Below are 21,943 nucleotides of genomic sequence, written 5' to 3' on the forward strand. Positions count from 1 at the left end.
ACGTTCGAACTTTTCTTTTGCCATGATTTCTCCGAAAGAGCAAAAACCTGTGTGATGTTTAAGGTCTGCACCTCATTGCTGACTCGCCCCGCACAGGAAACAGGACGGCATGGGATCGCAGACCGGCAAAAATCGCGGCAATCCTCAAAGGACTGCCGCGATTGGAAGCCGTAGATTATGACGGATTCGTCAAACCTGCGTCAATTACTTGGCGCGGGCAGCAACAATGGCTTCAGCCACGTTACGAGGAGCTTCAGCGTAGTGCTTGAACTCCATGGTGTAGCTGGCGCGACCTTGAGTCATGGAACGCAGCGAAGTGGCGTAGCCGAACATTTCGGACAGAGGCACTTCAGCCTTGATGGCCTTGCCGCCACCAACCATGTCGTCCATACCCTGAACCATGCCGCGACGCGAGGACAGATCGCCCATCACGGTACCGGCGTAGTCTTCGGGCGTTTCCACTTCCACAGCCATCATGGGTTCCAGGATGACGGGGTTGGCCTTGCGGGCAGCTTCCTTGAAACCGAAGATAGCGGCCATCTTGAACGCCATTTCGTTCGAGTCCACATCGTGGTACGAACCGAAGGTCAGACGAACCTTGACGTCCACCACAGGGTAGCCAGCCAGCACGCCGGAAGTCAGAGCTTCGATCACGCCCTTCTCCACCGCAGGGATGTATTCGCGAGGAACCACACCGCCCTTGATTTCGTCGACGAACTCGAAGCCCTTGCCGGCTTCCTGGGGCTCCAGAGTCAGAACCACGTGGCCGTACTGGCCCTTACCGCCGGACTGGCGAACGAACTTGCCGTCCACGTCCTTGACCGTGCTGCGGATGGTTTCGCGGTAGGCAACCTGGGGCTTGCCCACGTTGGCTTCCACGTTGAATTCGCGCTTCATGCGGTCAACGATGATTTCCAGGTGCAGTTCGCCCATACCGGCGATGATGGTCTGACCGGATTCTTCGTCGGTACGCACGCGGAAGGAAGGATCTTCTGCAGCCAGACGCGACAGAGCGATACCCATCTTTTCCTGGTCGGTCTTGGACTTGGGCTCCACAGCCTGTGCAATCACGGGCTCGGGGAACACCATGCGCTCCAGCACGATAGGCGCGGCGATGTCGCACAGGGTTTCACCGGTGGTCACGTCCTTCAGACCCACGCAGGCAGCGATGTCGCCGGCACGGATTTCTTCCACTTCCACGCGGTCGTTGGCCATCATCTGCACGATACGGCCGATACGCTCCTTCTTGCCCTTGACGGCATTCAGAACGGTCTCACCCTTGGACAGAACGCCAGAGTACACGCGCACGAAAGTCAGCTGGCCCACGAAGGGGTCGGTCATCAGCTTGAAGGCCAGAGCCGAGAACTTCTCAGCATCGTCAGCCTTGCGGCTCAGCTTCTTCTCTTCGTCATCGGGGTCGGTACCGGTAACGTCAGGGATGTCCACAGGAGCGGGCAGATAGTCGATCACGGCGTCCAGCATGCGCTGCACACCCTTGTTCTTGAACGCGGTGCCGCACAGCATGGGCTGAATTTCGGTGGCCAGGGTACGAGTACGCACGCCGAGCTTCACTTCTTCTTCAGTCAGAGTACCTTCTTCCAGGTACTTGTTCATCAGCTCTTCCGAAGCTTCGGCAGCGGCTTCCACCAGGTTTTCACGCCACTTGTTGGCTGTTTCCACCAGCTCGGCGGGGATGTCCTGGTATTCGAACTTCATGCCCTGGGAAGCTTCGTCCCAGATGATGGCCTTCATCTTGACCAGATCGACCACGCCCTGGAAGTTTTCTTCAGCGCCGATTGGGATCACCACGGGCACAGGGTTCGCGTTCAGGCGAGTCTTCATGCCTTCATAGACCTTGAAGAAGTTGGCGCCGGTACGGTCCATCTTGTTCACGAAGGCCAGACGAGGCACCTTGTACTTGTTGGCCTGACGCCACACGGTTTCGGACTGGGGCTGCACGCCACCCACAGCGCAATACACCATGCAAGCACCGTCCAGCACGCGCATGGAACGTTCCACTTCAATCGTGAAGTCCACGTGACCGGGGGTGTCGATGATGTTGAAACGGTGTTCTGGGTAGGACAGATCCATACCCTTCCAGAAGCAGGTCACAGCAGCCGAAGTAATCGTGATGCCGCGCTCTTGCTCTTGCTCCATCCAGTCGGTCGTAGCAGCACCGTCGTGCACTTCGCCCAGCTTGTGGGTCACACCGGTATAGAACAGGATACGTTCTGTAGTAGTTGTCTTACCTGCGTCAATGTGAGCGGAAATACCGATGTTGCGATAGCGCTCAATGGGGGTCTTGCGAGCCATGATGGATCCTTGCTTGATCGTATGGGAGTACTGCCGGCCCCGCATTGTGCGCAGGAGGCAGCAGCTCTATATGGGGGCGCTCAGAATCGACACAAGGCCGCAGCAAGTTTTTGCATGCGGCCCTGCATCTCGAGCGAGATTCCGATTAGAAGCGGAAGTGGCTGAAGGCCTTGTTGGCTTCGGCCATACGGTGCACTTCGTCACGACGCTTCATGGCGCCGCCACGGCCTTCCGTAGCTTCCAGCAGCTCGTTGGCCAGGCGTTGAGCCATGGACTTCTCGCCACGCTTGCGGGAGGCTTCCTTGATCCAGCGCATGGCCAGAGCCAGACGACGGACGGGACGCACTTCCACGGGCACCTGGTAGTTGGCACCGCCAACACGGCGGGACTTCACTTCAACCATGGGCTTGACGTTGTTGATGGCAACAACGAAAGCTTCCAGAGGGTCCTTGCCAGGATGCTTCTTCTCGATCAGGTCCAGAGCGCCGTAAATGATGCGCTCAGCAACCGCCTTCTTGCCGCCTTCCATGATCACGTTCATGAATTTGGACAGCTCTACATTGCCGAACTTGGGATCCGGCAGGATTTCACGTTTGGGGACTTCGCGACGACGTGGCATTTTTTACCTCTATCTTTGCTTCAGTTGGCATCTTTTCAGATACCGCGAGAGCTATTCAAAACTCTCACTTACTCGACCCGCACAAAACATTCGTGCTCAGGGCCACTACGTTTGACCGCGCCAGTCAGGCGAATCAAACACCGTTTGTTTTCAAAAAACCAGGGCTGATTACTTAGCCTTAGGCTTCTTGGCACCGTACTTGGAGCGAGCTTGCTTACGGTCCTTGACGCCTTGCAGGTCCAGGGAACCGCGCACGATGTGGTAACGCACACCGGGCAAGTCCTTCACACGACCACCGCGCACCAGCACAACGCTGTGCTCTTGCAGGTTGTGGCCTTCACCGCCGATGTACGAAATCACTTCGAAACCGTTGGTCAGACGAACCTTGGCCACCTTACGCAGAGCCGAGTTAGGCTTCTTGGGAGTGGTGGTGTACACACGGGTGCACACGCCACGGCGTTGGGGGCAGTTTTCCATAGCAGGGCTCTTGGATTTAACAACTTCTACCGTGCGGCCCTGACGCACGAGTTGGTTAATGGTTGGCATTAATTAAACGTCCCTAAACGTGAATTTGCTTCGTGAAAGCAAAAGGTTTATCCGCAGCAACAGATGCCGATGCGGAAACGTGAATCCCTTCGGAAATTCCGAAAAGCCCTCGAATGTACCAGCTTGTGCAAATCAGCACAACCACCTGTGGGCAATAGCCCCCAGGCAGCAAGACACTTTGCATAACCGACCAAGGGCTATCGCCGGCAGGAGCGCCTCCTGCCTGCCAGGGAACTTACTTGATCCAGAGGCGGATGGTGTCCCACAGACGGCCGAAGAAGCCGGCCTGCTCGACGGCCTCAAGCGCTACCAGCGGCACCTCGGCCACCACATCCGCGCCCGACTTGACCTTGAGCACGCCCATGGACTGGCCCTTGGCGATAGGAGCGATCAGCGGATCCTGGCGCACCACCTCGGTGGTCAGCTTGCCGCCGGTGCCCGAGGGCACGGTCACCACCACGGCGCCGTCGGCCTTGCCGATCTTGACAGCATTGGCAGCGCCCTTCCAGACGGCGGGAGTGGCCACGGGCTGATCGGAATCAAACAGCTTGACGGCATCGAAAGCGGTGTAACCCCAGTTCAGCAGCTTCTGGCTTTCGTTGGCACGCGCCTTTTCGCTGGCCGTTCCCAGCACGATGGACAGCAGGCGGCGCTGGCCCACATTGGGCAGGTCTCGCTTGGCCGTGGCCACCAGGCAATAGCCTGCGGCGTTGGTGTGGCCGGTCTTCAGGCCGTCCACGGTGGGATCGCGGAACAGCAAGGCATTGCGGTTGCTGCCGTTGGAGGCAGGCGTGCCGGGGTAGCTGTATTGCTTGGTGGCGTAGTAGTGCATGTACTCGGGGAAGTCATGCATCAATCGCTGGGCCAGGATGGACAGATCACGCGCCGTCGTCAGGTGACCGGGCTCGGTCAGTCCTTCGGGGTTCTTGTAGCTGGTGTTCTTCATGCCCAGGGCCTTGGCCTGGTCATTCATCATCTTGACGAAGTTCTCGGCCGTGCCGCCCACGGCCTCGGCCAATGCCATGGTGGCATCGTTGCCGGACTGGATGATCATGCCGCTGAGCAGGTCATTGACGGGCACCTGCATCTTGGGGTCGATGAACATGCGCGATCCGGGCATCTTCCAGGCACGCTCGCTCACGGGCATGCGCTGCTCCAGCGTGATCTTCTTGGAGCGCAGGGCGTCGAACACCACATAGGCCGACATCAGCTTGGTCAGCGATGCCTGCTCGACGGGAGCATCGACGTCCTTGGCACCCAGCACCTGGCCGGCAGTGACGTCCACCAGCAGATAGTTGCGGGCTGCAATTTCGGGAGGAACAGGGGCCGCCACCTGTGCCATGGCAAACACGGGCGCCACTGCGGCAGCAACGGCCAGAACACGCAGTGTGGAGTAGATGGGCTTCATGAAGAGGACTCTCGCTAAAGCAAAGGTAAGCGCGGTGATTTACCGTCGGAAACGGCCAAGGCCAAGGATATACCTCGGCCTGGCGCTATGAAAAGGGAGTTAACCAAGACGGGGCAGCAATTCACGTGCGTCAAGGTGTGGGAAATGGCTCTTACAGGGACTTCAGGTGGCGCACCACCAGGCTCTTGAGCAGAGGCAATTGTCCGTGAAAGAAATGGCCGACCTGCGGAATCACGGTAACAGGCAGTATCTGCGGGCGCGCCCAGTCCATCACTGCGGACAGCTCGACGGTGTCGTCCGCCTCGCCATGGATCACCAGGGTCTGGTCATGGGCCTCGGCAGGCACGGGAGCCACTTCGAAGCGACTGGCGGCGGTGCCTACCAGCACGGCCTTCTGCACCCGGCCTGTACCCCAGAGCTGGGCCAGCGCATGGCTGGTGACGAAAGCGCCGAAGGAAAAGCCGGCCAGAGCTACAGGGCCTTCGGGAGCCACCTGCTGCACCACGGCCAGCAAATCCTGCAGCTCGGCCTTGCCGGCGTCATATTCGCCGGCACTGGCACCCACGCCGCGAAAGTTGAAACGCACGACCGTGTAGCCGCACTGAACAAAGGCACGCGCCAGGGTCTGGACCACCTTGTTGTCCATGGTGCCGCCAAACAGCGGATGCGGATGGGCGATGATGGCCACGCCCTTGGGGCTCTGGCCTTCGACCAGTTGCGGCGCATCGCGCAGGGCCTCAATGGCACCGGCGGTGCCGGTGAGCGTCAGTCGTTCGGTCTGGGAATTCACGATTGCTATCCTAGTTGTAGCTTTTTGCGCTTGCTGTAATTGGGCTGACGCTTGAAAACGCTTAAAGTTCCTGAACAAGCAAGCCCAAAGTCGGCCGCACCAGACAAGCGCCGCCTTGCCGCAAGCCTGTCGGGACGGCCAAAGGACTCAAGGCAGCCAGATCAGCGCCCCACGCTTTCGGGCAGCACCAGGCGCTCGACCACCTTGCCGTTCTTGAGATGGGATTCGACGATTTCATCGATATCGCTGTCGTCGATGAAGGTGTACCAGACAGCCTCGGGATAGACCACGGCCACGGGACCGCCGGCGCAGCGATCCAGGCAGCCGGCCTTGTTCACACGCACCAACCCCTTTCCAGCAAGCCCCTCTTCCTTGACTTTGCGCTTGCAGTGGTCAAAGCCCGCCTTGGCGCCATGCAGAGCACAGCAGTCCTCACCGTTGGGACGCTCGTTCAGGCAAAAGAAAATATGACGCTGGTAGTAGCCGCCGGCCTGGTCTTGATTCTGGATGTCGCTCATGGTGGATCATTCTAGGCAGGCTGTTGGCGACGTGAGAGTCGAATCACTACATACGCCAGTGTCACGTAAGGCCAGAGCCAGCCCAGCCATTGGCCCAGGCCGTAGAAGCGGATGAAACGGCCTTGCTCCCAGGCCTGCAGGGTCTGGGCGAAGTACACATTCGTCGGCGCCTGATTGAGGATGCTCAGATGCAGCACCAGCACCAGCAGCAATAGCACGGCGCACATGCTGCGCGAGGCAGGCAATGCAATCACGGCCAGACCCAGCCCACCCCAGACACCCAGACGCACCGGCAGATCCACCCACTCCCAGGCATGGGCCGGACCCCAGCTCAACGCGGCCGACAGTGCCGTCACCCCCACCCCTGCCGCCACCAGAAGCAGTCCGGCCAGCGCGCGGCGGCCCATATGGCGCACGGCGCAATAGGCCAGCAGGCAGGGAATCCACAGCCCCAGCATTACGCATAGCATCTCCGTCACCAGCGACAGCGGCGTCATGGCGAAATCGCCCAGCGGCAGCCAGTCTTCGAACGGCGTGTTCAGCAGCCAGTCCTGCAAGGTGTCGTCGATGCGCTCCAGCACCTGGCCCAGGCCAAACGGCACTGCTGCCGGAAACAGCAGCGCAAACGGCCACAGCGCCAGCAGCACCAGCACGCCAGCACCGCCCTCGCCCAGCCACTGGTTGCGAAATGCACTCCAGCGCGAGAGAGCCCCCAGCCTCTCCAGCAGCGCAGCCAGCAAGGCACCGATCAAGGTACCGCCGGCATTGAGCACCAGATCCAGATTGGACGGCACGCGGCGCGGCAGATAGATCTGCAGAAACTCCATGCACAGCGACAGCAGCGTGCCGGCAAGAAAAGCCAGCGGCACGGCCAGCCTTGGCTGGCCCGAGCGCATCAGGGCCAGCGCCAGGAAAAAGCCCAGCGGCGCATAGCCGACGATATTGGTGTTGACGTCGAACCAGGTCCAGTAAGGCGGCGGAATCCTGGCGAACAGGAATACGCTGGGGTCGATGCCCTGGGCGCGCCAGCCGTCGAACGGGAACAGGCTGGCAAAGACGATGAGCAGGCCATAGACCAGCGCCAGCGGCCAGGCCGAGGTATGGCGCATGGAAATCACCGGCACCGCGGAATCGGACACAGTCGCCTCCTACTCTCAGCGCAAGATTCAGAAGGGCTTGACCACCACCAGAATCACGGCAGCGATCAGCAGCAGCACCGGCACTTCGTTATAGAAACGGAACCAGCGATGACTTTTATGACAGGTGTTGTCCGCCAGCTTGCGCAGCAGCACGGCACAGCTGTGGTGGTAGCCGATGACCAGCAGCACCACGGCCAGCTTGGCATGCAGCCAGCCGCCCGCGAAGCCCCAGCCCAGCCACAGCCACAGGCCCAGTCCCAGCGCGGGCACGGCCAGCATGGTGGTGAAGCGCAGCAGCTTGCGCGCCATCAGCAGCAGGCGCTCGCGTTCGGCCACCGAGCCCGGCGTGACCATGGCGATGTTGACAAAGATGCGCGGCAGGTAGAACAGACCAGCAAACCAGCTGGCGACAAAAACGATGTGAAAGGCTTTGACCCATAGCATGGAGCCAGTGTAAAGGCCTGCGCTGCGCCGCAGCCGCTGCGCGCCGCGTCTTTACCTCGAAGCTCGGGCCTTGTCGCGCCGGCCGTCATGGAATAGTCACGCAGCTGCAAGCCAAGCCATGACGAATGGGGCACAATTTTCCCCATGCATTTGTCCAGCCCTACTCCTTTTCCCCAGAATCGTCCGCGCCGCCTGCGCCGCGATGCTTTCACCCGCAATCTGGTGCGCGAGAGCGTGCTGACGCCGCACGACTTCATCTACCCCGTGTTCGTGCATGAAGGTCAGAACAAGCGCGAGGCCGTGCCCTCCATGCCCGGCGTGGACCGCCTGAGCCTGGACCTGCTGCTGCCCGTAGCCGAGGAATGCGTGAAGCTGGAGATTCCCTACCTGGCGCTGTTCCCCGCCATCGAATCCAGCCTCAAGACCCCCGATGGCAAGGAAGCCCTGAACCCCGATGGCCTGATCCCGCGCGTGGTGCGTGCGCTGAAAAAGGAATTCCCCCAGCTGGGCGTGATGACCGATGTGGCCCTGGACCCCTACACCAGCCACGGCCAGGACGGCATCCTCGACGAGAGCGGCTACATCATCAACGATGACACCGTGGAAGTGCTGGTCGGTCAGGCCCTGGCCCATGCCGAAGCCGGCGTGGACATGGTGGCCCCCAGCGACATGATGGACGGCCGCATCGGCGCCATCCGCGAGGCACTGGAGCTGCAAGGCCATATTCACACCCGCATCATGGCCTATAGCGCCAAGTACGCCAGCGCCTTCTACGGGCCCTTCCGCGACGCCGTGGGCACACGCGGCGCCCTGGGCAAGGCCGACAAAAATGTCTACCAGATGGACCCTGCCAACACCGACGAAGCCCTGCGCGAAGTGGCGCAGGACATCGCCGAAGGCGCGGACATGGTCATGGTCAAGCCCGGCATGCCGTATCTGGACGTGGTGCGCCGCGTCAAGGACGAGTTCAAGGTACCGACCTTCGCCTATCAGGTGTCCGGCGAATACGCCATGCTCAAGGCTGCTGCCGCCAACGGCTGGCTCGATCACGACGCCGTGATGATGGAAGCCCTGTTGGCCTTCAAGCGCGCGGGCGCCGACGGCATCCTGACCTACTTTGCCATCGACGCCGCCAAGAAGCTGCGCGGCCTGTAACAAAATTGATAGCTGTCAGCGCAGGTCATGCTTGCGCCTGAGAGCATTTCAGGCATGATCTGACGGCCCGTGCAGCTTGCACGGGCCGTTTTGCATCTGCTTTTTGCACTGACATCGAGACTGCCTATTCCCATGCGCGTGCTGCATATCTCTCCCCTCTATGCCCAGCCTGTTGACGGACTGCCCACGCAGGCGGCAACAACGGGGTTTTACTGGGTCTCCTGCACACGCTCGGAGCTGGAGGCTCAGCTGCCGGCCATTCAGACCATGTTGGTCAGGCTGGGCGGCTCTGCCCTCGTGGACCTGCATGTCTCCGACCTGCTGAATCCCGCAATCCCTTCCAATTACGACTACACCTCGGTGTACGACGTGCTGGTGTTCCGCCGCCTGGCCAACGCCCATCTGCCGCCGCTCAATGGAAGCCCCGCCTCGCCAGCCGTGGCCACACCGCCAGGCCTGCCTGCAGTGATGGCAGGCACCGGCAGTGCTGCATCCAGCGCCCCGCCTCCATCGCACAACCCGGCCCACAGCGGCCAGCGCGAAGCGCCGGTGCTGCAACGCGTGGAAACCCAGCCCGTGGGCTTTGCGCTGTATGACCAGATCCTGCTGTCCGTGCATCCCGACGGCTGCTTTGTGCTGGAAAACTTCTGGCAACGCCTGATTTCCGGCCCCGCCAAGACTGACAGCCGCCAGGTCAGCACCAAGATGCCCGTGGAGCCTGCCGACCTGATGCTGCGCATGGTCAACGGCATGGTGGACGGCTATCTGGACCTGCGCCGCACACTGACGCGCCAGATCGACCACTGGCAGATGGCACTGCTCAAGCCCAACAGGCGTTTCAGCAACTGGGCCAGCGTGCTCGACGTGCGCCTGGCGCTGCACCAGCTTGATGAAATCTGCGAAGACCAGCGTGCCGCCGTGCAGGACTGGACCGAGGCGCTGGAGGGATGGCCGCCCGAGCACACACCTGCGCGCCAGCATGAACGCGAACTGCTGCGCGTGCGCTCGCGTGACGTGCTCGAACATATAGAGCGCGTGACCCACCACATTCACCGCATGGAGCAAAGCGCCGAGACCGCCGTGCAGATGCACTTTTCGGCTCAGAGCAACCGCGCCAACGACATCATGCGCACGCTGACCACGGTGACGGCCATCTTTCTGCCTCTGAACCTGATTGCCGGCATCTTCGGCATGAACTTCGAGTTCATCCCGTTCGTGCACAAAAAGGACGGCTTCATCTGGGCGCTGGTGGCCATGGTGTTCATCACCGTGGTGCTGGTGGCCTATTTCTGGCGCCGACGCTATCTGGAAAGCGAAGAAAAAGAATGACCCCCTGAGGCGCTTCCGCGCCTTCCCCCAAGGGGGACGACATCCTCGCTGCGCGGCGGCGCTTGCTTGATGTCTCTGATGGGGGACCGCCCTGCGGCAACGGGCTTTAGATAAAAACAGCTGCTTGCGCTTATATATAAAGCACAAGCAGCTATTGTTTTTATATCAACCCAGATGCTGGGCGAAGAAGGCCAGAGTGCGCTCACCTGCCAACGCTGCAGCGGCTTCGTTGTAGGAGCCGCGCTGGTCGCAGTTGAAGCCATGGTCGGCTTCATAGACATGGACTTCCACCTTGGGCTGGGCCTTCTTGAAGGCTTCGACGGACTCAAGCGAGATGTAGTGATCCTTGCTGCCGAAATGGGCCAGCACCGGGCACAGCGCCAGACGGCTGGCTTCCAGCTCGCCCGTCATGCCGCCACCGTAATAGCAGACTGCAGCCGAGACGCTGGCCAGATTGCAGGCCGAGCGCCAGGTCATGAGGCCGCCCCAGCAAAAGCCCACCACGCCGATCTTGCCGCCAGGCACCAAAGTCGCCGCATGGGCCACGGCAGCTTCCACATCGCGCAGCGCGCCCGGCTCGGGCAGGGCTTCTACCGCGGTCTTGAGCGCAAAGCCGGCCTTCATGTCTTCTTCGCTGTAACCCAGCTCCACATCGGGCTTGACGCGGGCAAACATGGCGGGCGCCACGGCCACATAGCCCTGGGCTGCGTAGCGGTCTGCCACGGAGCGGATATGCGAGTTCACGCCGAAGATCTCCTGCAGCACCACGATGGCACCGCGTGCCTGGCCCTCGGGCATGGCCACATAAGCCGGGGTTTTTGCGCCATCCACGGCTGTCAGTTCAACAAAGCTGCCCATTGCGAAGCTCCTTAACATGGTTCAAAAGGGAAATCCGCGACGCGGCCGCCAGCAATGCTGTAATGGCTGATGCCGCGTCGATGATTCGGCCATTTTTTCACAGGAGTGTTGATGCAAGCTATCTCAGCCCCACAAAAGGCCGACAGTCGCAAGAAGCCCCCCATGCCAGGAGGCGAGCTGTAATGGATATCAAGCCGTTGATCACTCTGGTCGCCATCATCAACCCGCTGGCCATCGTCCCGTTCTTCATCCACTACACGGCCGGCTTCGACGCCGAGCAGCGCTGGCAGACGATTCGCACCGCCGCCTTTGCCGCCTTCTGCGTGATTGCGGTCTGCGCCCTGCTGGGGCTGCAGATTCTGCAGTTCTTCAATATCTCGCTGCAAAGCTTTCAGGTCGGCGGCGGTCTGCTGCTGCTGATCAGCGCGATGAACATGCTCAACGCCCGTCCCGCCGAAGACCGCCCCAACAATGCCACGCTGGCAGCCGGCGTCGAAAAGGCCGCCGAGGGCAACAGCATTGCCGTCGTGCCGCTGACCATTCCGCTGCTGACCGGGCCTGCCGCCATGTCCACCGTGGTGATCTATGCCGATCAGGCGCGCACCATCTGGCAGCATGTGGCGCTGGTCGGTTACGGCGTGGTGGTGGCCGCAGCCATCATGGTGTGCTTTTCATTGGCCCACCCGATTGCCCGCGTACTGGGCAAGACCGGCATCAATGTGATGACCCGGCTCATGGGACTGATTCTGGCCGCGCTGGCCATCGAGGTGATGGCCGGCGGACTGATCAAGATCTTCCCCATCCTGGCCTCCCCGGCGATATACCCTTAACCCAAAAAATACTCCCCCTGAGCGGCTGCGCCGCTTCCCCCAAGGGGGACGGCAGCTTTGCTGCGCGGCGGCGCTTGCTCGCTGTCTCTCTCCTTAGCGCGCGCCAGTTTCAGGCAGTTACCACTTCCATTTTTTCAGTTTCACCACAGGCACCACCACAGCCAGTGATCGGCTCTGCAGGCAAAGCCTCGGGCACCAGCACCGCGCCGGTCACCGGGTCAAAGCCCGCGCGGCGCATATGCAGGGCCAGGGCGGCATCCATGTTCTGCGCATGGTGGCTGAACCACGGGCCCAGCTCGGCCGCCATATGGCGGATCGTGGCCAGATCGCCCTGCCCGCCCTTGACCGCCCCCTCGCGCAGCACGGCCAGCACCACCTTGTGCTGCTGGCTGTGGCAGTTGCCCGTGGCAAAGCCCGTGGTCTGCATCCAGCGGTCTTCCTGATCGAAGTGCTGCTGGGTATGGGCAATCAGCTCGTCCCAGAGCGCGCACAGCTGCTCGTCGCCCGCAGCTTCCACCTGGGCCAGCAGGGTGACGAACTCTTCATGCACCGCGTCCATGACGGGAAAATCCAGGATGAGAGCGGCATTCCATTCGAGGCTGGCCATGGCAGTTCCTTGTGCGAGGTTGAGGAACTGGCAGCTTAAGAACAAGGCCCGGCCCGGCCATTGACCCACATCAGCAAAGCAGCTGCCCGCAAGTAACCAGGACTTGCCCGGAATCAACAAAGCCCTGCATGGCAGGGCTTTGGGAGCGGAAATGCCTGGGACTGGTCAGGCCCTAGCGCCCGTAACCCTGCAACCAGCGGCTGAGCTGGACAGCCGCCTCATCCACCGCGCGTGCCATGGCCTGGGCACCGCCGGCTGCGTCGGCCGAGGCAGCCGGAACCTCGACCGTGAACACCTTCTGGCCCAGCAACTGGTTGCCTGCACTCTCGCCGACACCGATCAGGCTGGCGCTCAGGCGCAGCAGCGCACGGCTGTTGCTGGCGTTGTCGAAGACCTGGTTGAACTCGTCCACCGTCACGCGCAGCTGCGCAATCGAGCGCTTGTCGGCCAACAGGGGGCGGACATTGTCCTTGCCCGAAAGCACGGGGCGCTCCAGCCCCAGACGCATGCGCAGACGCTGCTCCACCATCTGGGCGGGAGGCAGGCTCCAGCGCGCGTTCTGGTAGGCACGCAGTTGCTGGCTGTCGCTGTAGTTCAGACGGTAGAACATGGCCGTCAGGCCCTCAGGCAACCCCGGCGCCTGGACTTCGGCCAGCACCAGAGGCACCGGCGCCGCCAAAGGGGCGGCTGCGTTCGCGGCCGGCGCGGCCAGGTCGGCCACGCCCAGGTCATAGCGCACCGGCTGCGTGGGCGCCGTGGGCAGGCCCGAGCAGGCGGCGAGCGCCAGTACCAGGGAAGAAGCGCCCAGCAATCGCCATGCTCCGCGGCCGGTGAGTGAAGTCTTTGTGTCTGCCATATTGATTCCTTTGGGACTTAGGCCAGCCAGGCTGGGCAGCAGGCATTTCCATCGAAAAACAGCCTGCCTGATCCGAATTGGCGCAAGTCGTGTCCTTGTTGCGGGTTCATTTGGCCGGAGCCACGAACCCTGGCTCGCCGGGGCCTGGCAAGCCCATTCCCTGGCCGTAGATGACGGATTGCGGGTTGTCATTGAAGCGGCCCGCGGCCGCGCCCATGGTGCGCGCGGCGCGCGAGACATCGTCAGCCGCGCCGTTCATGCGCGGCAAGGTGCTGCGCCCCAGCGACTCGGCCGCCTGCGACAGGGCCTGCGTGCCCTCGGCAATCTGCTGCAGCGGGCCGTCGGGGGCATTGACCTTGCGCACGGTCTGTTGCAGATCGGTCGCCACGCCCGTGGCGGCATTGCCGGCCTTGGTAAGGGACTGCAGGGTCTGGTGCGCATCTGCCGTGATCTGTGGAAAGTCCTTGGCCGTCTTGTTCATGGTCTCGGCCAGATCCTTGATCCCGCCGGATGCGGCAGCGATATTGTCGAGCGCCACGCTCACCCGCTTCTGGTTGTCCTCACCCAGCATGGCATTGAGGCGGCGTGAAATTTCGTCAACCCGCTCCAGCAGCACCGGCCCCTGGTCGGCCAGCATGTTCAGCGGCGATGACTTCATGGGCAGGCGCGGCAGGCCGCTGGGCCCGGGCTTGAGCGGTTGCGAAGACTTGCTGTCATCGTCGAGCTGGATATGTGCCAGACCCGTCACTCCCTGATAGCCGAGCTGGGCGTAGGTGGCCGGCGTGACCGGCGTGTCCTCGCCCACGGCAATGCGAATCAGCACATTGCCAGGAATCTGCGGGTCAAAGCCGATGCGCACCACCTTGCCCACGGGCACGCCCTTGTAGCGCACCGTGGCCTGGGGCTGCAGGCCGCTGACTCCGTCCTTGGTGGACATTTCATAGAGCTGGTATTCGCGGTTGTCGCGCGTCAGCCAGACAGCCAGCCCTGCCAGCAGGGTCGCCACCACCAGCACGAAGATGCCGGCAGCCATGGCATGGGACTTGTTTTCCATCAGCTTTCCTCTGCGGCCACGCCGCCTTGCACCGGGGCCATGGCACGGCGGCCACGCTCTCCCTGGAAGAAATGTTCAATAAACGGGTGCTTGATCCTGGCCACGTCGCGCGGGGCTCCGGTGAACAGCACTTTTTTCTCGGCCAGCACGGCCACGCGCGTGGACAGCGCGAACAGCGTATCCAGATCGTGGGTGACCATGATCACGGTCAGGCCCAGCTCGGCATGGATATCGCGCAGCAGCTCACAGAACTCGTCCGAGCCCTTGGGGTCCAGCCCCGCTGTGGGTTCGTCGAGCAGCAGCAGCGGCGGATCCATCATCAGTGCACGCGCCAGCGCCACACGCTTGATCATGCCGCCCGACAGGTCTGCAGGCATGCGCGAGGCATGCTCGGGCTTGAGGCCCACCATCTGTAGCTTGACCATGGCCGCATCGCGCACCACGGCATCGGACAGGGTGCCCTGCTCACGCAGCGCAAATGCGATGTTGTCGAGCACGTTGAAGGCCGAGTACAGCGCCCCTTGCTGGAACAGCATGCCCACCTGACTCGCCGCCAGCTCGCCGCTGATGACCTCGCGCGAGGGCCGGCCATCCACGGTCACCGTGCCGCGCGATGGCGAGAGCAGCCCCAGTATCTGGCGCAGCAGCACCGTCTTGCCCGTGCCGGAGCCGCCCACCAAGGCAAGAATCTCGCCCGGGTAGACATCGAAGTTCAAGTCCTGGTGCACGGCAAAGCGCGACTCGCCCTCGCCGAACTCGGTCCACAGGTCCACTGCCTGCACCAGCGGCTTCACATCCTGCGGCGGCGCGTAATCGCCCACGGCACCCTCGATACGGCGGTTGTGCATCACCTCTGTCATTTGCGTGCCCCCCGCTCCACGAGGCTGGCGCGACCCAAGCCAGAGACGCCGAGCAAGGGCCGCCCCGCAGCGAAGGTGTCGTCCCCTTGGGGGGAAGCGGCGAAGCCGCACAGGGGGTAGTTCATCCTAAAAGCCCACGTTTCTGAAGAGGATGGCGAAAATGGCATCCACGATGATGACCATGGTGATGGATGACACCACCGCCGCCGTGGTGCCACGCCCCAGGCTCTGGGTATTGGGCTCTACCTTCAGGCCCCAGTGGCAGCCGATCAGGGCGATCAGCACGCCAAACACCACGGACTTGCCCATGGCCAGCACCAGATTGCCGATCTTCACGGCCGCAGGCAGGCTTTGCACGAAATAGGAGGGCGTGATGTCCATGGTCAGGTCCGCCGCGACCATGCCGCCAGCCAGTGCCGCAAGAATGGTCCACAACGCCACCAGCGGCATGGACACGGCCAGCGCCAGCGCACGTGGCAGCACCAGCCGGTAGCCCTGGGAAATGCCCATGACCTGCATGGCGTCGAGCTCTTCGGTCACGCGCATCACGCCGATCTGCGCCGTGATGGCCGAGCCGCTGCGCCCAGCCACCAGAATCGCCGCCAGCAGCGGCCCGAGTTCGCGGATCAGCGAAATGCCAAGAATGTTGACGATAAAGGATTCGGCCCCGAACTGGCGCAACTGCAGCGCCATCAGATAGGCCAGCACCACGCCGATCAGAAAGCCGACGAGCGCCGTGATCGGCAAGGCTGTCGCCCCCGTCGCATAGAGGTGGCCCGAAATATCGCGCCATGGGCCACGAAACGGATTGCGCAGCAAGCGCAGGCAGTCCAGCAGCAACTGACCGACCAGTTGGATCAAGTTGGAAAAGTGCCCGCAGGCATCGATCACCATCTGGCCCAGTCGATTGACCTCGCACATCCATCCCGAGGGCTCGGGCTTGGACTCGGGCACTTCGCTGAACCTGGCCACACGCTCCAGCATGGAGCGCTGGGTCTTGGTCGTCAGCAAGTGGGCCGGCCAGGCCTTGCCCCATTGCTCCCACAGCAGCTGCGCACCGATATGGTCGAACCAGACCATTTGCTGCAAATCCCAGGCCGCGCCCTTGGGCACCGCCCTGATCTGCGGCGCCAGCCGGCGCCAGATATGGCGGTCGCCCAGCTCTGCTGCACTCCAGCGGCCCACAGGCACGGCCCATTGCTGACCCTCGCGGGACTGCAGCGGACATTGAGGTAGTTGGTCTGAGCTGGACAAAGAAAAGCTTCCTAGAACTTGAGGGAGGCGGGCTGGCCGCAGGGGCCAGCATAACGCGCCACGCGGGGAACATGCCAAGCGCAGCACGTAGGCCGCTGCCGCATGCCACGTAATGATAGCGTTGCAATTTTTATCAAAAATCCGCGAAAGTCAAAACCAGCACTGCGCCGACAGCTTCCAAAACAGGAGTATGCGAGCGCTTTCCCTATCGACACCCGCAAGCTCATCACACCTAATGAACCAGCCTTTTTGCCCATGACTGCCTGATGCTCTGGCCTCTGCGCCTAGCTGTACCGGCCTTTTGATCTGCCCATGAGTGATACCCAGTTCGACTACATCGTCATCGGCGGAGGCACAGCAGGTTCGCTGCTGTGCAACCGTCTCACCCGCAACAAGAATCACCGGATTCTGCTGATCGAAGCCGGCGGCAAGGATGACTACCACTGGATCCATATCCCCGTCGGCTATCTCTATTGCATAGGCAACCCGCGCACCGACTGGCTCTATCAGACCGAGCCCGACCCCGGCCTCAACGGTCGCAGCCTGCGCTACCCGCGCGGCAAGACACTGGGCGGCTGCTCCAGCATCAACGGCATGATCTATATGCGCGGCCAGGCCCGCGACTACGAGCAATGGGCCGAGCTGACCGGCGACGACACCTGGCGCTGGGAGCAGGTCCTGCCGGCCTTCAAACAGCATGAAGACCATTGGCGTCTCGACGCCGTCGGCAGCGCCAGCGAAGAATTCATGCGCCTGCACGGCAGCAAGAGCACCGGCGGCAGCGGCGAGTGGCGCGTGGAGAAGCAGCGTCTGCGCTGGGACATACTCGACGCCTTTGCCCAGGCCGCGCAGCAGGCAGGCATTCCTGCCACCGACGACTTCAACCGCGGCTGCAACGAGGGCGTGGGCTACTTTGAAGTCAATCAGAAGTCAGGTCTGCGCTGGAACACTGCCAAGGCATTTCTGCGCCCCACCTGCTACGGCCGTCCCAACTTCGAGATGTGGACCCGCGCCCAGGTGCGCCGGCTGATTCTGGAAGATCTGCCGGACGGCAGCCAGCGCTGCACCGGCGCCGAAGTCTGGACCGGAGAGGAGATGGTGACTGTGCAGGCCGGGCGCGAGGTGCTGCTCTGCGCGGGAGCGGTCAACTCGCCGCATATCCTGCAGTTGTCGGGCATAGGCCCCGGCGAATTGCTGCAGCGCCATGGGATGGCTGTGCGCCGCGATCTGCCCGGCGTGGGAGCCAATCTGCAGGACCATCTACAAATCCGCTCGGTCTACAAGGTGCAGAACGCCAAGACGCTCAACACCATGGCCGGCAGTCTCTGGGGCAAGGCGGCCATCGCCCTGGAATACGCACTCAAGCGCAGCGGCCCCATGAGCATGGCGCCTTCGCAACTCGGTGCCTTTACACGCAGCAATCCGGCGTTGGCCCACCCCAATCTGGAATATCACGTGCAGCCGCTGTCGCTGGATGCCTTTGGCGAGCCGCTGCACGACTTTGCCGCCTTCACCGCCAGCGTCTGCAACCTCAACCCCAGCAGCCGCGGCACGGTGCAACTGCAAAGCGCGGATTTCCGCCAGGCTCCGGCCATTGCACCCCATTACCTATCCACGGCAGAAGACCGGCAGGTGGCGGCAGACAGCCTGCGCGTCACGCGGCGCATCGTCAGCCAGCCGGCGCTTGCGCGCTTCCAACCCGAAGAGTTCAAACCCGGTGCTCAATACCAGAGCGACGAAGAGCTGGCGCGTCTGGCCGGTGATATCGCCACCACCATCTTCCACCCCGTAGGCACGACCAAGATGGGACGCGCCGACGACCCGATGGCAGTCCTGGACAGCCGTTTCAAGGTGCGAGGCGTGCAGGGTCTGCGCGTGGTCGATGCCGGCGCCATGCCCACCATCACCAGCGGCAATACCAACAGCCCGACGCTGATGATGGCCGAGAAGGCGGCGCAGTGGATTCGTGACGCGACCTGAAAAACGGCCTCTCGAAAAGCCGAGCGATTCACTGCGAAAAGCCCGTCAGCGCCCGAAATTCGCTCTGGAGCGCAACGTCTGTCCGAGCGGAAGAATTCCGCGCGGCGTCATGCCCCATGAATCAAAGCCCTCAGAGATCTTTTGCTTATAAGCATATGACGCTATTGTTTTTGAAATATCTCAAAACTCATAAGGATGTCACGAAACTTTCTGATTCATTTGTCAGACGTTTTTGATATAACCCAAGGGAATTCCCCAATGCACCACACAGGTGCAGCCCTTACATTCTCGTCACTCTCGCTGCTCCACGAAGCAGCATGGAGGGCCGAGGAGACAACTCGACACAACCAGACCAATACATATAAAAGCATCAAAGATGCGTTCAAAAGCGCCCCACAGTGGGCGCTTTTTTTATGCCTGCGCACAGGCTTGAGGCAGCGGTGCGACAATGCCGGCGCCATCCTCGGGCATTCAAGCCCGCTCTCTCCCTGGCTTCTTCATCCCGCCTCCGGCAGCGCCGCCCAGCGGCAACGCGCGTTGCTCACGGCATGCACCAATTGCAGGCATTTGCTCCATGGAATGGATTCTTGTTTCCCTCGCCTCGGCCCTGGCCGGGTTTGTTGACGCCATCGTGGGAGGCGGCGGACTGATTCTGGTGCCGGCCATGTTTGCAGCCTTCCCCACCACCACGCCCGCCACGCTGTTTGGCACTAACAAAAGCGCCGCCGTCTGGGGCACGGCCATTTCCGCCTGGCAGTACAGCAAGCGTGTGCATATCACCTGGGCTACGCTGCTGCCCGCCATCGGCACGACGCTGGTGGGAGCTTTTCTCGGAGCCTGGGCCGTCACGTTGATTTCGCCCGATTTTCTGCGCAAGCTGCTGCCCTTCATCCTGCTGGGCGTGCTGGGCTACACCCTGGCCAAAAAAGAGCTGGGCCGCGACCACGAGCCGCGCCTGGCAGGGCGCACCGAGATGTTGACCGCCAGCGCCATCGGCCTGCTGATCGGTTTCTACGACGGCTTCTTCGGCCCGGGCACAGGCAGCTTCTTCGTGTTCCTGTTCGTGCGCCTGCTGGGCTATGACTTCCTCAACGCCTCGGCCAGCGCCAAGCTGCTGAACCTTGCCTCCAACGCCGCGGCACTGCTGCTGTTCACTCTCAAGGGCCATGTCTGGTGGCACTTTGCGATTCCGCTGGCCGTGGCCAATGTGCTGGGCAGCATGCTGGGCACCTGGATGGCCTTGCGTCACGGCACGGGCTTTGTGCGCACGATTTTCATCGGCGTGGTCAGCCTGCTGATTCTGAAAACTGGCTATGACGCTTTTCTGCGTTAAACCATTACACAGCAAGCGTTAATAGCTATCAATTTATCAAGGTGCTGTTTCGTCGTCGGACAGCACCGAGATATCTTCCACACGGCGCGGCGTGCCGATCGGTGCGCCTGCCTTGCCCTGGCGCACGGCAGCGATATCAGCCTCGCTGGGATAGTTGCCCACCAGCCAGTAGTCCAGTATGCGGCGTGCGATAGGTGCGGCAGCCGCTGCACCGAAGCCTGCATTCTCCACAATCACGGCCACGGCAATCCTGGGCGCTTCGGCCGGGCCGTAGGCGATATAGAGCGAATGGTCGCGCTGGTACTCGGCCAGACGCGCAGCGTTGTACTTTTCCTTCTGGCCCACGCTTACTGCCTGGGCCGTGCCGGTCTTGCCACCCGACAGATAGCTGGCACTGCCGAAGACGCCGCGGCCCGTGCCGCCAGTCACCACTCCCACCATGCCACGCTTGACGGCATCGACATTGCTCTGCTTGTAGCCCAGGTTGACGGGTGCCGGCTGAACAATGGCCGTGCGCGTACCGGTGACGGAGTCGATCAGCTCCTTGCCCACATGGGGCGTGAAGCTCAAGCCGTTGTTGACCAGCGTGGCCAGCGCATGCGAGAGCTGGAGGATGGTGAAGTTGTTGTAGCCCTGGCCGATGCCCAGGGAGATCGTCTCGCCTGCAAACCATTGCTGCTGGGCGGCGCGCTTGTAGGTCTTGCGCTTCCACTCCTTGCTGGGCAGCACGCCGCGCACCTCGCCGGGCAGGTCGATGCCGGTGATCTGGCCAAAGCCCAGCGGCTTCATGAAGTCGTGGATCGCATCCACGCCCATCTCGTTGGCCAGCGTGTAGAAATAGACGTTGCTGGAATGCTGGATGGCGCGCGCCAGATCCACCGGGCCCAGCGCATGGCCGGAGCGGAAGGTGTGGCCGCCGAAAGTCCAGGAGCCGCCGTCCTGGATCACCGTGCCCGGCGTGCGCTTGCCGGTCTCTATGCCCGCCAGGCCCATGAAGGGCTTGTAGGTCGAGCCCACGGGATAGGTTCCGCGCATGGAGCGATTGAGCAAGGGGCGATCCAGCGATTCGTTGAGCGCCTTCCAGCTTTCCTGGTCGATGCCGTCGACAAACAGATTCGGGTCGTAGGTCGGCTTGCTGACCATGGCCAGCACCTCGCCATTGCGCGGGTCCATGGCGATGGCCACGCCACGGCGGTTGCCGTAGAGGTCTTCCACCATCTTCTGCAGCTTGATGTCCACCGACAGCTGCAGGCTGTGTCCCGGCGTGGCAGGGCGACTACCCAGACGACGCACGGCATGGCCGCCAGCCGAGGTTTCCATTTCCTCCCAGCCGGTCTGGCCGTGGAGCTGCAGTTCATAGCTCTTTTCGGCACCCAGCTTGCCCATGACCTCGGTGCCACGGTAGTTGGCGGCATCGTCGGAGTCGTCGATCTCTTCCTTTTCCCTTTGATTGATACGACCGATGTATCCGATCAAATGGCTGCCGGTTTCCTTGAGCGGGTAGGTGCGAAACAGGCGGGCCTTGATGTCCACACCCGGAAAGCGATAGCGCTGGGCCGCAAACTTGGCGACTTCCTCATCCGTCAGGCGCGAGCGGATAGGAATCGACTCAAAGCTCTTGGAGTCATCCATGAGCCGCTTGAACTTGCGGCGGTCGCGCGGCGTGATCTCAATGACCCCGGACAGCCCTTCGATGGTCTCGTCCAGATCCTCGACCTTGGAGCGTGTGATCTCCAGCGTATAGGCCGAGTAATTGGTCGCCAGCACCACGCCGTTGCGGTCCAGGATCTGGCCCCTGTTGGGCACGATGGGGACCACCGCCGTGCGATTGCTCTCGGCCCGCTCGGCAAACTCCTCATGGCGCTCGACCTGCAGCACCAGCAGACGCCAGACCAGCAGACAGAACGCCAGAAATACCACGCAGCCCATGACGACTGCACGCATCCGGAAGCGCTGCAGCTCGACTTCGGTGTTGCGAATCTCCATCATGCGCAGGCTCCCCGCACGCCAAGCCAGTGACTGCAAGCAAGGGCCGCCCCGCAGCGAGGCA

Annotated in this window: 20 protein-coding genes; 5 read left to right on the forward strand and 15 right to left on the reverse strand. The window is 62.2% G+C overall.

Features of this window, described 5'->3' with window-relative positions:
* Window positions 1–204: 204 nt before the first annotated feature.
* From fusA to Cth01_RS10775, 8 genes are all read right to left on the reverse strand, one after another.
* The gene (gene fusA, locus Cth01_RS10740) at window positions 205–2,313 is read right to left on the reverse strand and encodes an elongation factor G (RefSeq protein WP_003064006.1); all 2,109 of its coding nucleotides are present in this window, start codon (window positions 2,311–2,313) and stop codon (window positions 205–207) included.
* Between the two features lie 145 nt (window positions 2,314–2,458).
* Window positions 2,459–2,932, reverse strand: a complete 474-nt coding sequence (rpsG, locus tag Cth01_RS10745; protein ID WP_003059438.1) for a 30S ribosomal protein S7 — start codon at window positions 2,930–2,932, stop codon at window positions 2,459–2,461.
* A gap of 168 nt (window positions 2,933–3,100) precedes the next feature.
* The gene (gene rpsL / locus Cth01_RS10750; protein WP_003059441.1) at window positions 3,101–3,478 is read right to left on the reverse strand and encodes a 30S ribosomal protein S12; all 378 of its coding nucleotides are present in this window, start codon (window positions 3,476–3,478) and stop codon (window positions 3,101–3,103) included.
* A 235-nt stretch (window positions 3,479–3,713) separates the two neighbouring features.
* Window positions 3,714–4,886 carry a D-alanyl-D-alanine carboxypeptidase family protein gene (locus Cth01_RS10755; protein ID WP_003064007.1) on the reverse strand — a complete coding sequence of 391 codons (1,173 nt, stop codon included), beginning with the start codon at window positions 4,884–4,886 and terminating at the stop codon, window positions 3,714–3,716.
* 151 nt (window positions 4,887–5,037) lie between these two features.
* Window positions 5,038–5,676, reverse strand: a complete 639-nt coding sequence (locus Cth01_RS10760) for an alpha/beta hydrolase (protein ID WP_003064008.1) — start codon at window positions 5,674–5,676, stop codon at window positions 5,038–5,040.
* 161 nt (window positions 5,677–5,837) lie between these two features.
* Window positions 5,838–6,194, reverse strand: coding sequence for a (2Fe-2S) ferredoxin domain-containing protein (locus tag Cth01_RS10765; protein ID WP_003074660.1), 357 nt, complete (start codon window positions 6,192–6,194; stop codon window positions 5,838–5,840).
* Window positions 6,195–6,205: 11 nt separating this feature from the next.
* On the reverse strand, window positions 6,206–7,303 hold the full coding sequence (locus tag Cth01_RS10770; RefSeq protein ID WP_034357922.1) for a VanZ family protein: 1,098 nt from the start codon (window positions 7,301–7,303) through the stop codon (window positions 6,206–6,208).
* Between the two features lie 57 nt (window positions 7,304–7,360).
* Window positions 7,361–7,777, reverse strand: coding sequence for a CopD family protein (locus Cth01_RS10775; protein WP_003064013.1), 417 nt, complete (start codon window positions 7,775–7,777; stop codon window positions 7,361–7,363).
* Window positions 7,778–7,921: 144 nt separating this feature from the next.
* On the opposite strand from Cth01_RS10775, the gene hemB reads away from it, so the two are divergent.
* On the forward strand, window positions 7,922–8,932 hold the full coding sequence (gene hemB, locus Cth01_RS10780) for a porphobilinogen synthase (RefSeq protein ID WP_003059450.1): 1,011 nt from the start codon (window positions 7,922–7,924) through the stop codon (window positions 8,930–8,932).
* Between the two features lie 132 nt (window positions 8,933–9,064).
* On the forward strand, window positions 9,065–10,261 hold the full coding sequence (locus tag Cth01_RS10785; protein WP_034380942.1) for a magnesium transporter CorA family protein: 1,197 nt from the start codon (window positions 9,065–9,067) through the stop codon (window positions 10,259–10,261).
* A gap of 165 nt (window positions 10,262–10,426) precedes the next feature.
* Here the strand turns inward: Cth01_RS10785 and Cth01_RS10790 are convergent, their stop codons facing one another.
* A complete protein-coding gene (locus tag Cth01_RS10790; RefSeq protein ID WP_045839215.1) occupies window positions 10,427–11,119 on the reverse strand; it encodes a dienelactone hydrolase family protein in 693 nt (230 codons plus the stop codon).
* A 182-nt stretch (window positions 11,120–11,301) separates the two neighbouring features.
* Here Cth01_RS10790 and Cth01_RS10795 point away from each other — a divergent pair, with 182 nt between their 5' ends.
* Entirely contained in the window at window positions 11,302–11,949 is a 648-nt protein-coding gene (locus Cth01_RS10795) for a MarC family protein (protein ID WP_003059455.1), read from the forward strand.
* A 109-nt stretch (window positions 11,950–12,058) separates the two neighbouring features.
* Here the strand turns inward: Cth01_RS10795 and Cth01_RS10800 are convergent, their stop codons facing one another.
* The 5 genes from Cth01_RS10800 to Cth01_RS10820 form a co-directional block, all read right to left on the reverse strand.
* Window positions 12,059–12,556 (reverse strand): hemerythrin domain-containing protein, encoded by a 498-nt coding sequence (locus Cth01_RS10800; RefSeq protein WP_034407005.1) that lies wholly within the window; start codon window positions 12,554–12,556, stop codon window positions 12,059–12,061.
* Window positions 12,557–12,728: 172 nt separating this feature from the next.
* The gene (locus tag Cth01_RS10805; protein WP_045839216.1) at window positions 12,729–13,412 is read right to left on the reverse strand and encodes an ABC-type transport auxiliary lipoprotein family protein; all 684 of its coding nucleotides are present in this window, start codon (window positions 13,410–13,412) and stop codon (window positions 12,729–12,731) included.
* 106 nt (window positions 13,413–13,518) lie between these two features.
* The gene (locus Cth01_RS10810; protein ID WP_034393272.1) at window positions 13,519–14,466 is read right to left on the reverse strand and encodes an MlaD family protein; all 948 of its coding nucleotides are present in this window, start codon (window positions 14,464–14,466) and stop codon (window positions 13,519–13,521) included.
* Window positions 14,466–15,326 carry an ABC transporter ATP-binding protein gene (locus Cth01_RS10815; RefSeq protein WP_414836006.1) on the reverse strand — a complete coding sequence of 287 codons (861 nt, stop codon included), beginning with the start codon at window positions 15,324–15,326 and terminating at the stop codon, window positions 14,466–14,468. Before Cth01_RS10815 ends, Cth01_RS10810 begins: the two co-directional genes overlap by 1 nt.
* 126 nt (window positions 15,327–15,452) lie before the next feature.
* Window positions 15,453–16,580, reverse strand: a complete 1,128-nt coding sequence (locus tag Cth01_RS10820) for an MlaE family ABC transporter permease (protein WP_034393270.1) — start codon at window positions 16,578–16,580, stop codon at window positions 15,453–15,455.
* Between the two features lie 312 nt (window positions 16,581–16,892).
* On the opposite strand from Cth01_RS10820, the gene Cth01_RS10825 reads away from it, so the two are divergent.
* Window positions 16,893–18,560 (forward strand): GMC family oxidoreductase, encoded by a 1,668-nt coding sequence (locus Cth01_RS10825; RefSeq protein ID WP_034380936.1) that lies wholly within the window; start codon window positions 16,893–16,895, stop codon window positions 18,558–18,560.
* Window positions 18,561–19,134: 574 nt separating this feature from the next.
* Entirely contained in the window at window positions 19,135–19,893 is a 759-nt protein-coding gene (locus Cth01_RS10830) for a sulfite exporter TauE/SafE family protein (protein ID WP_003074636.1), read from the forward strand.
* 36 nt (window positions 19,894–19,929) lie between these two features.
* On the opposite strand, the gene mrdA is transcribed toward Cth01_RS10830, so the two are convergent.
* A complete protein-coding gene (gene mrdA, locus Cth01_RS10835; protein ID WP_034357888.1) occupies window positions 19,930–21,882 on the reverse strand; it encodes a penicillin-binding protein 2 in 1,953 nt (650 codons plus the stop codon).
* Between the last annotated feature and the right edge of the window lie 61 nt (window positions 21,883–21,943).

Origin of the sequence: Comamonas thiooxydans (genome assembly GCF_000964545.1) — a bacterium.
In the GTDB taxonomy this organism is placed as follows: domain Bacteria; phylum Pseudomonadota; class Gammaproteobacteria; order Burkholderiales; family Burkholderiaceae_C; genus Comamonas; species Comamonas thiooxydans.

Coding starts and splice junctions, on each gene's coding strand:
- Cth01_RS10785 (WP_034380942.1), top strand. CDS start 9,065: ATGCGCGTGCTGCATATCTCTCCCCTCTATGCCCAGCCTGTTGACGGA.
- rpsL (WP_003059441.1), bottom strand. CDS start 3,478: ATGCCAACCATTAACCAACTCGTGCGTCAGGGCCGCACGGTAGAAGTT.
- Cth01_RS10770 (WP_034357922.1), bottom strand. CDS start 7,303: ATGCGCCATACCTCGGCCTGGCCGCTGGCGCTGGTCTATGGCCTGCTC.
- Cth01_RS10755 (WP_003064007.1), bottom strand. CDS start 4,886: ATGAAGCCCATCTACTCCACACTGCGTGTTCTGGCCGTTGCTGCCGCA.
- Cth01_RS10815 (WP_414836006.1), bottom strand. CDS start 15,326: ATGACAGAGGTGATGCACAACCGCCGTATCGAGGGTGCCGTGGGCGAT.
- Cth01_RS10825 (WP_034380936.1), top strand. CDS start 16,893: ATGAGTGATACCCAGTTCGACTACATCGTCATCGGCGGAGGCACAGCA.
- Cth01_RS10795 (WP_003059455.1), top strand. CDS start 11,302: ATGGATATCAAGCCGTTGATCACTCTGGTCGCCATCATCAACCCGCTG.
- fusA (WP_003064006.1), bottom strand. CDS start 2,313: ATGGCTCGCAAGACCCCCATTGAGCGCTATCGCAACATCGGTATTTCC.
- rpsG (WP_003059438.1), bottom strand. CDS start 2,932: ATGCCACGTCGTCGCGAAGTCCCCAAACGTGAAATCCTGCCGGATCCC.
- Cth01_RS10805 (WP_045839216.1), bottom strand. CDS start 13,412: ATGGCAGACACAAAGACTTCACTCACCGGCCGCGGAGCATGGCGATTG.
- Cth01_RS10800 (WP_034407005.1), bottom strand. CDS start 12,556: ATGGCCAGCCTCGAATGGAATGCCGCTCTCATCCTGGATTTTCCCGTC.
- Cth01_RS10810 (WP_034393272.1), bottom strand. CDS start 14,466: ATGGAAAACAAGTCCCATGCCATGGCTGCCGGCATCTTCGTGCTGGTG.
- Cth01_RS10765 (WP_003074660.1), bottom strand. CDS start 6,194: ATGAGCGACATCCAGAATCAAGACCAGGCCGGCGGCTACTACCAGCGT.
- mrdA (WP_034357888.1), bottom strand. CDS start 21,882: ATGATGGAGATTCGCAACACCGAAGTCGAGCTGCAGCGCTTCCGGATG.
- Cth01_RS10830 (WP_003074636.1), top strand. CDS start 19,135: ATGGAATGGATTCTTGTTTCCCTCGCCTCGGCCCTGGCCGGGTTTGTT.
- hemB (WP_003059450.1), top strand. CDS start 7,922: ATGCATTTGTCCAGCCCTACTCCTTTTCCCCAGAATCGTCCGCGCCGC.
- Cth01_RS10790 (WP_045839215.1), bottom strand. CDS start 11,119: ATGGGCAGCTTTGTTGAACTGACAGCCGTGGATGGCGCAAAAACCCCG.
- Cth01_RS10775 (WP_003064013.1), bottom strand. CDS start 7,777: ATGCTATGGGTCAAAGCCTTTCACATCGTTTTTGTCGCCAGCTGGTTT.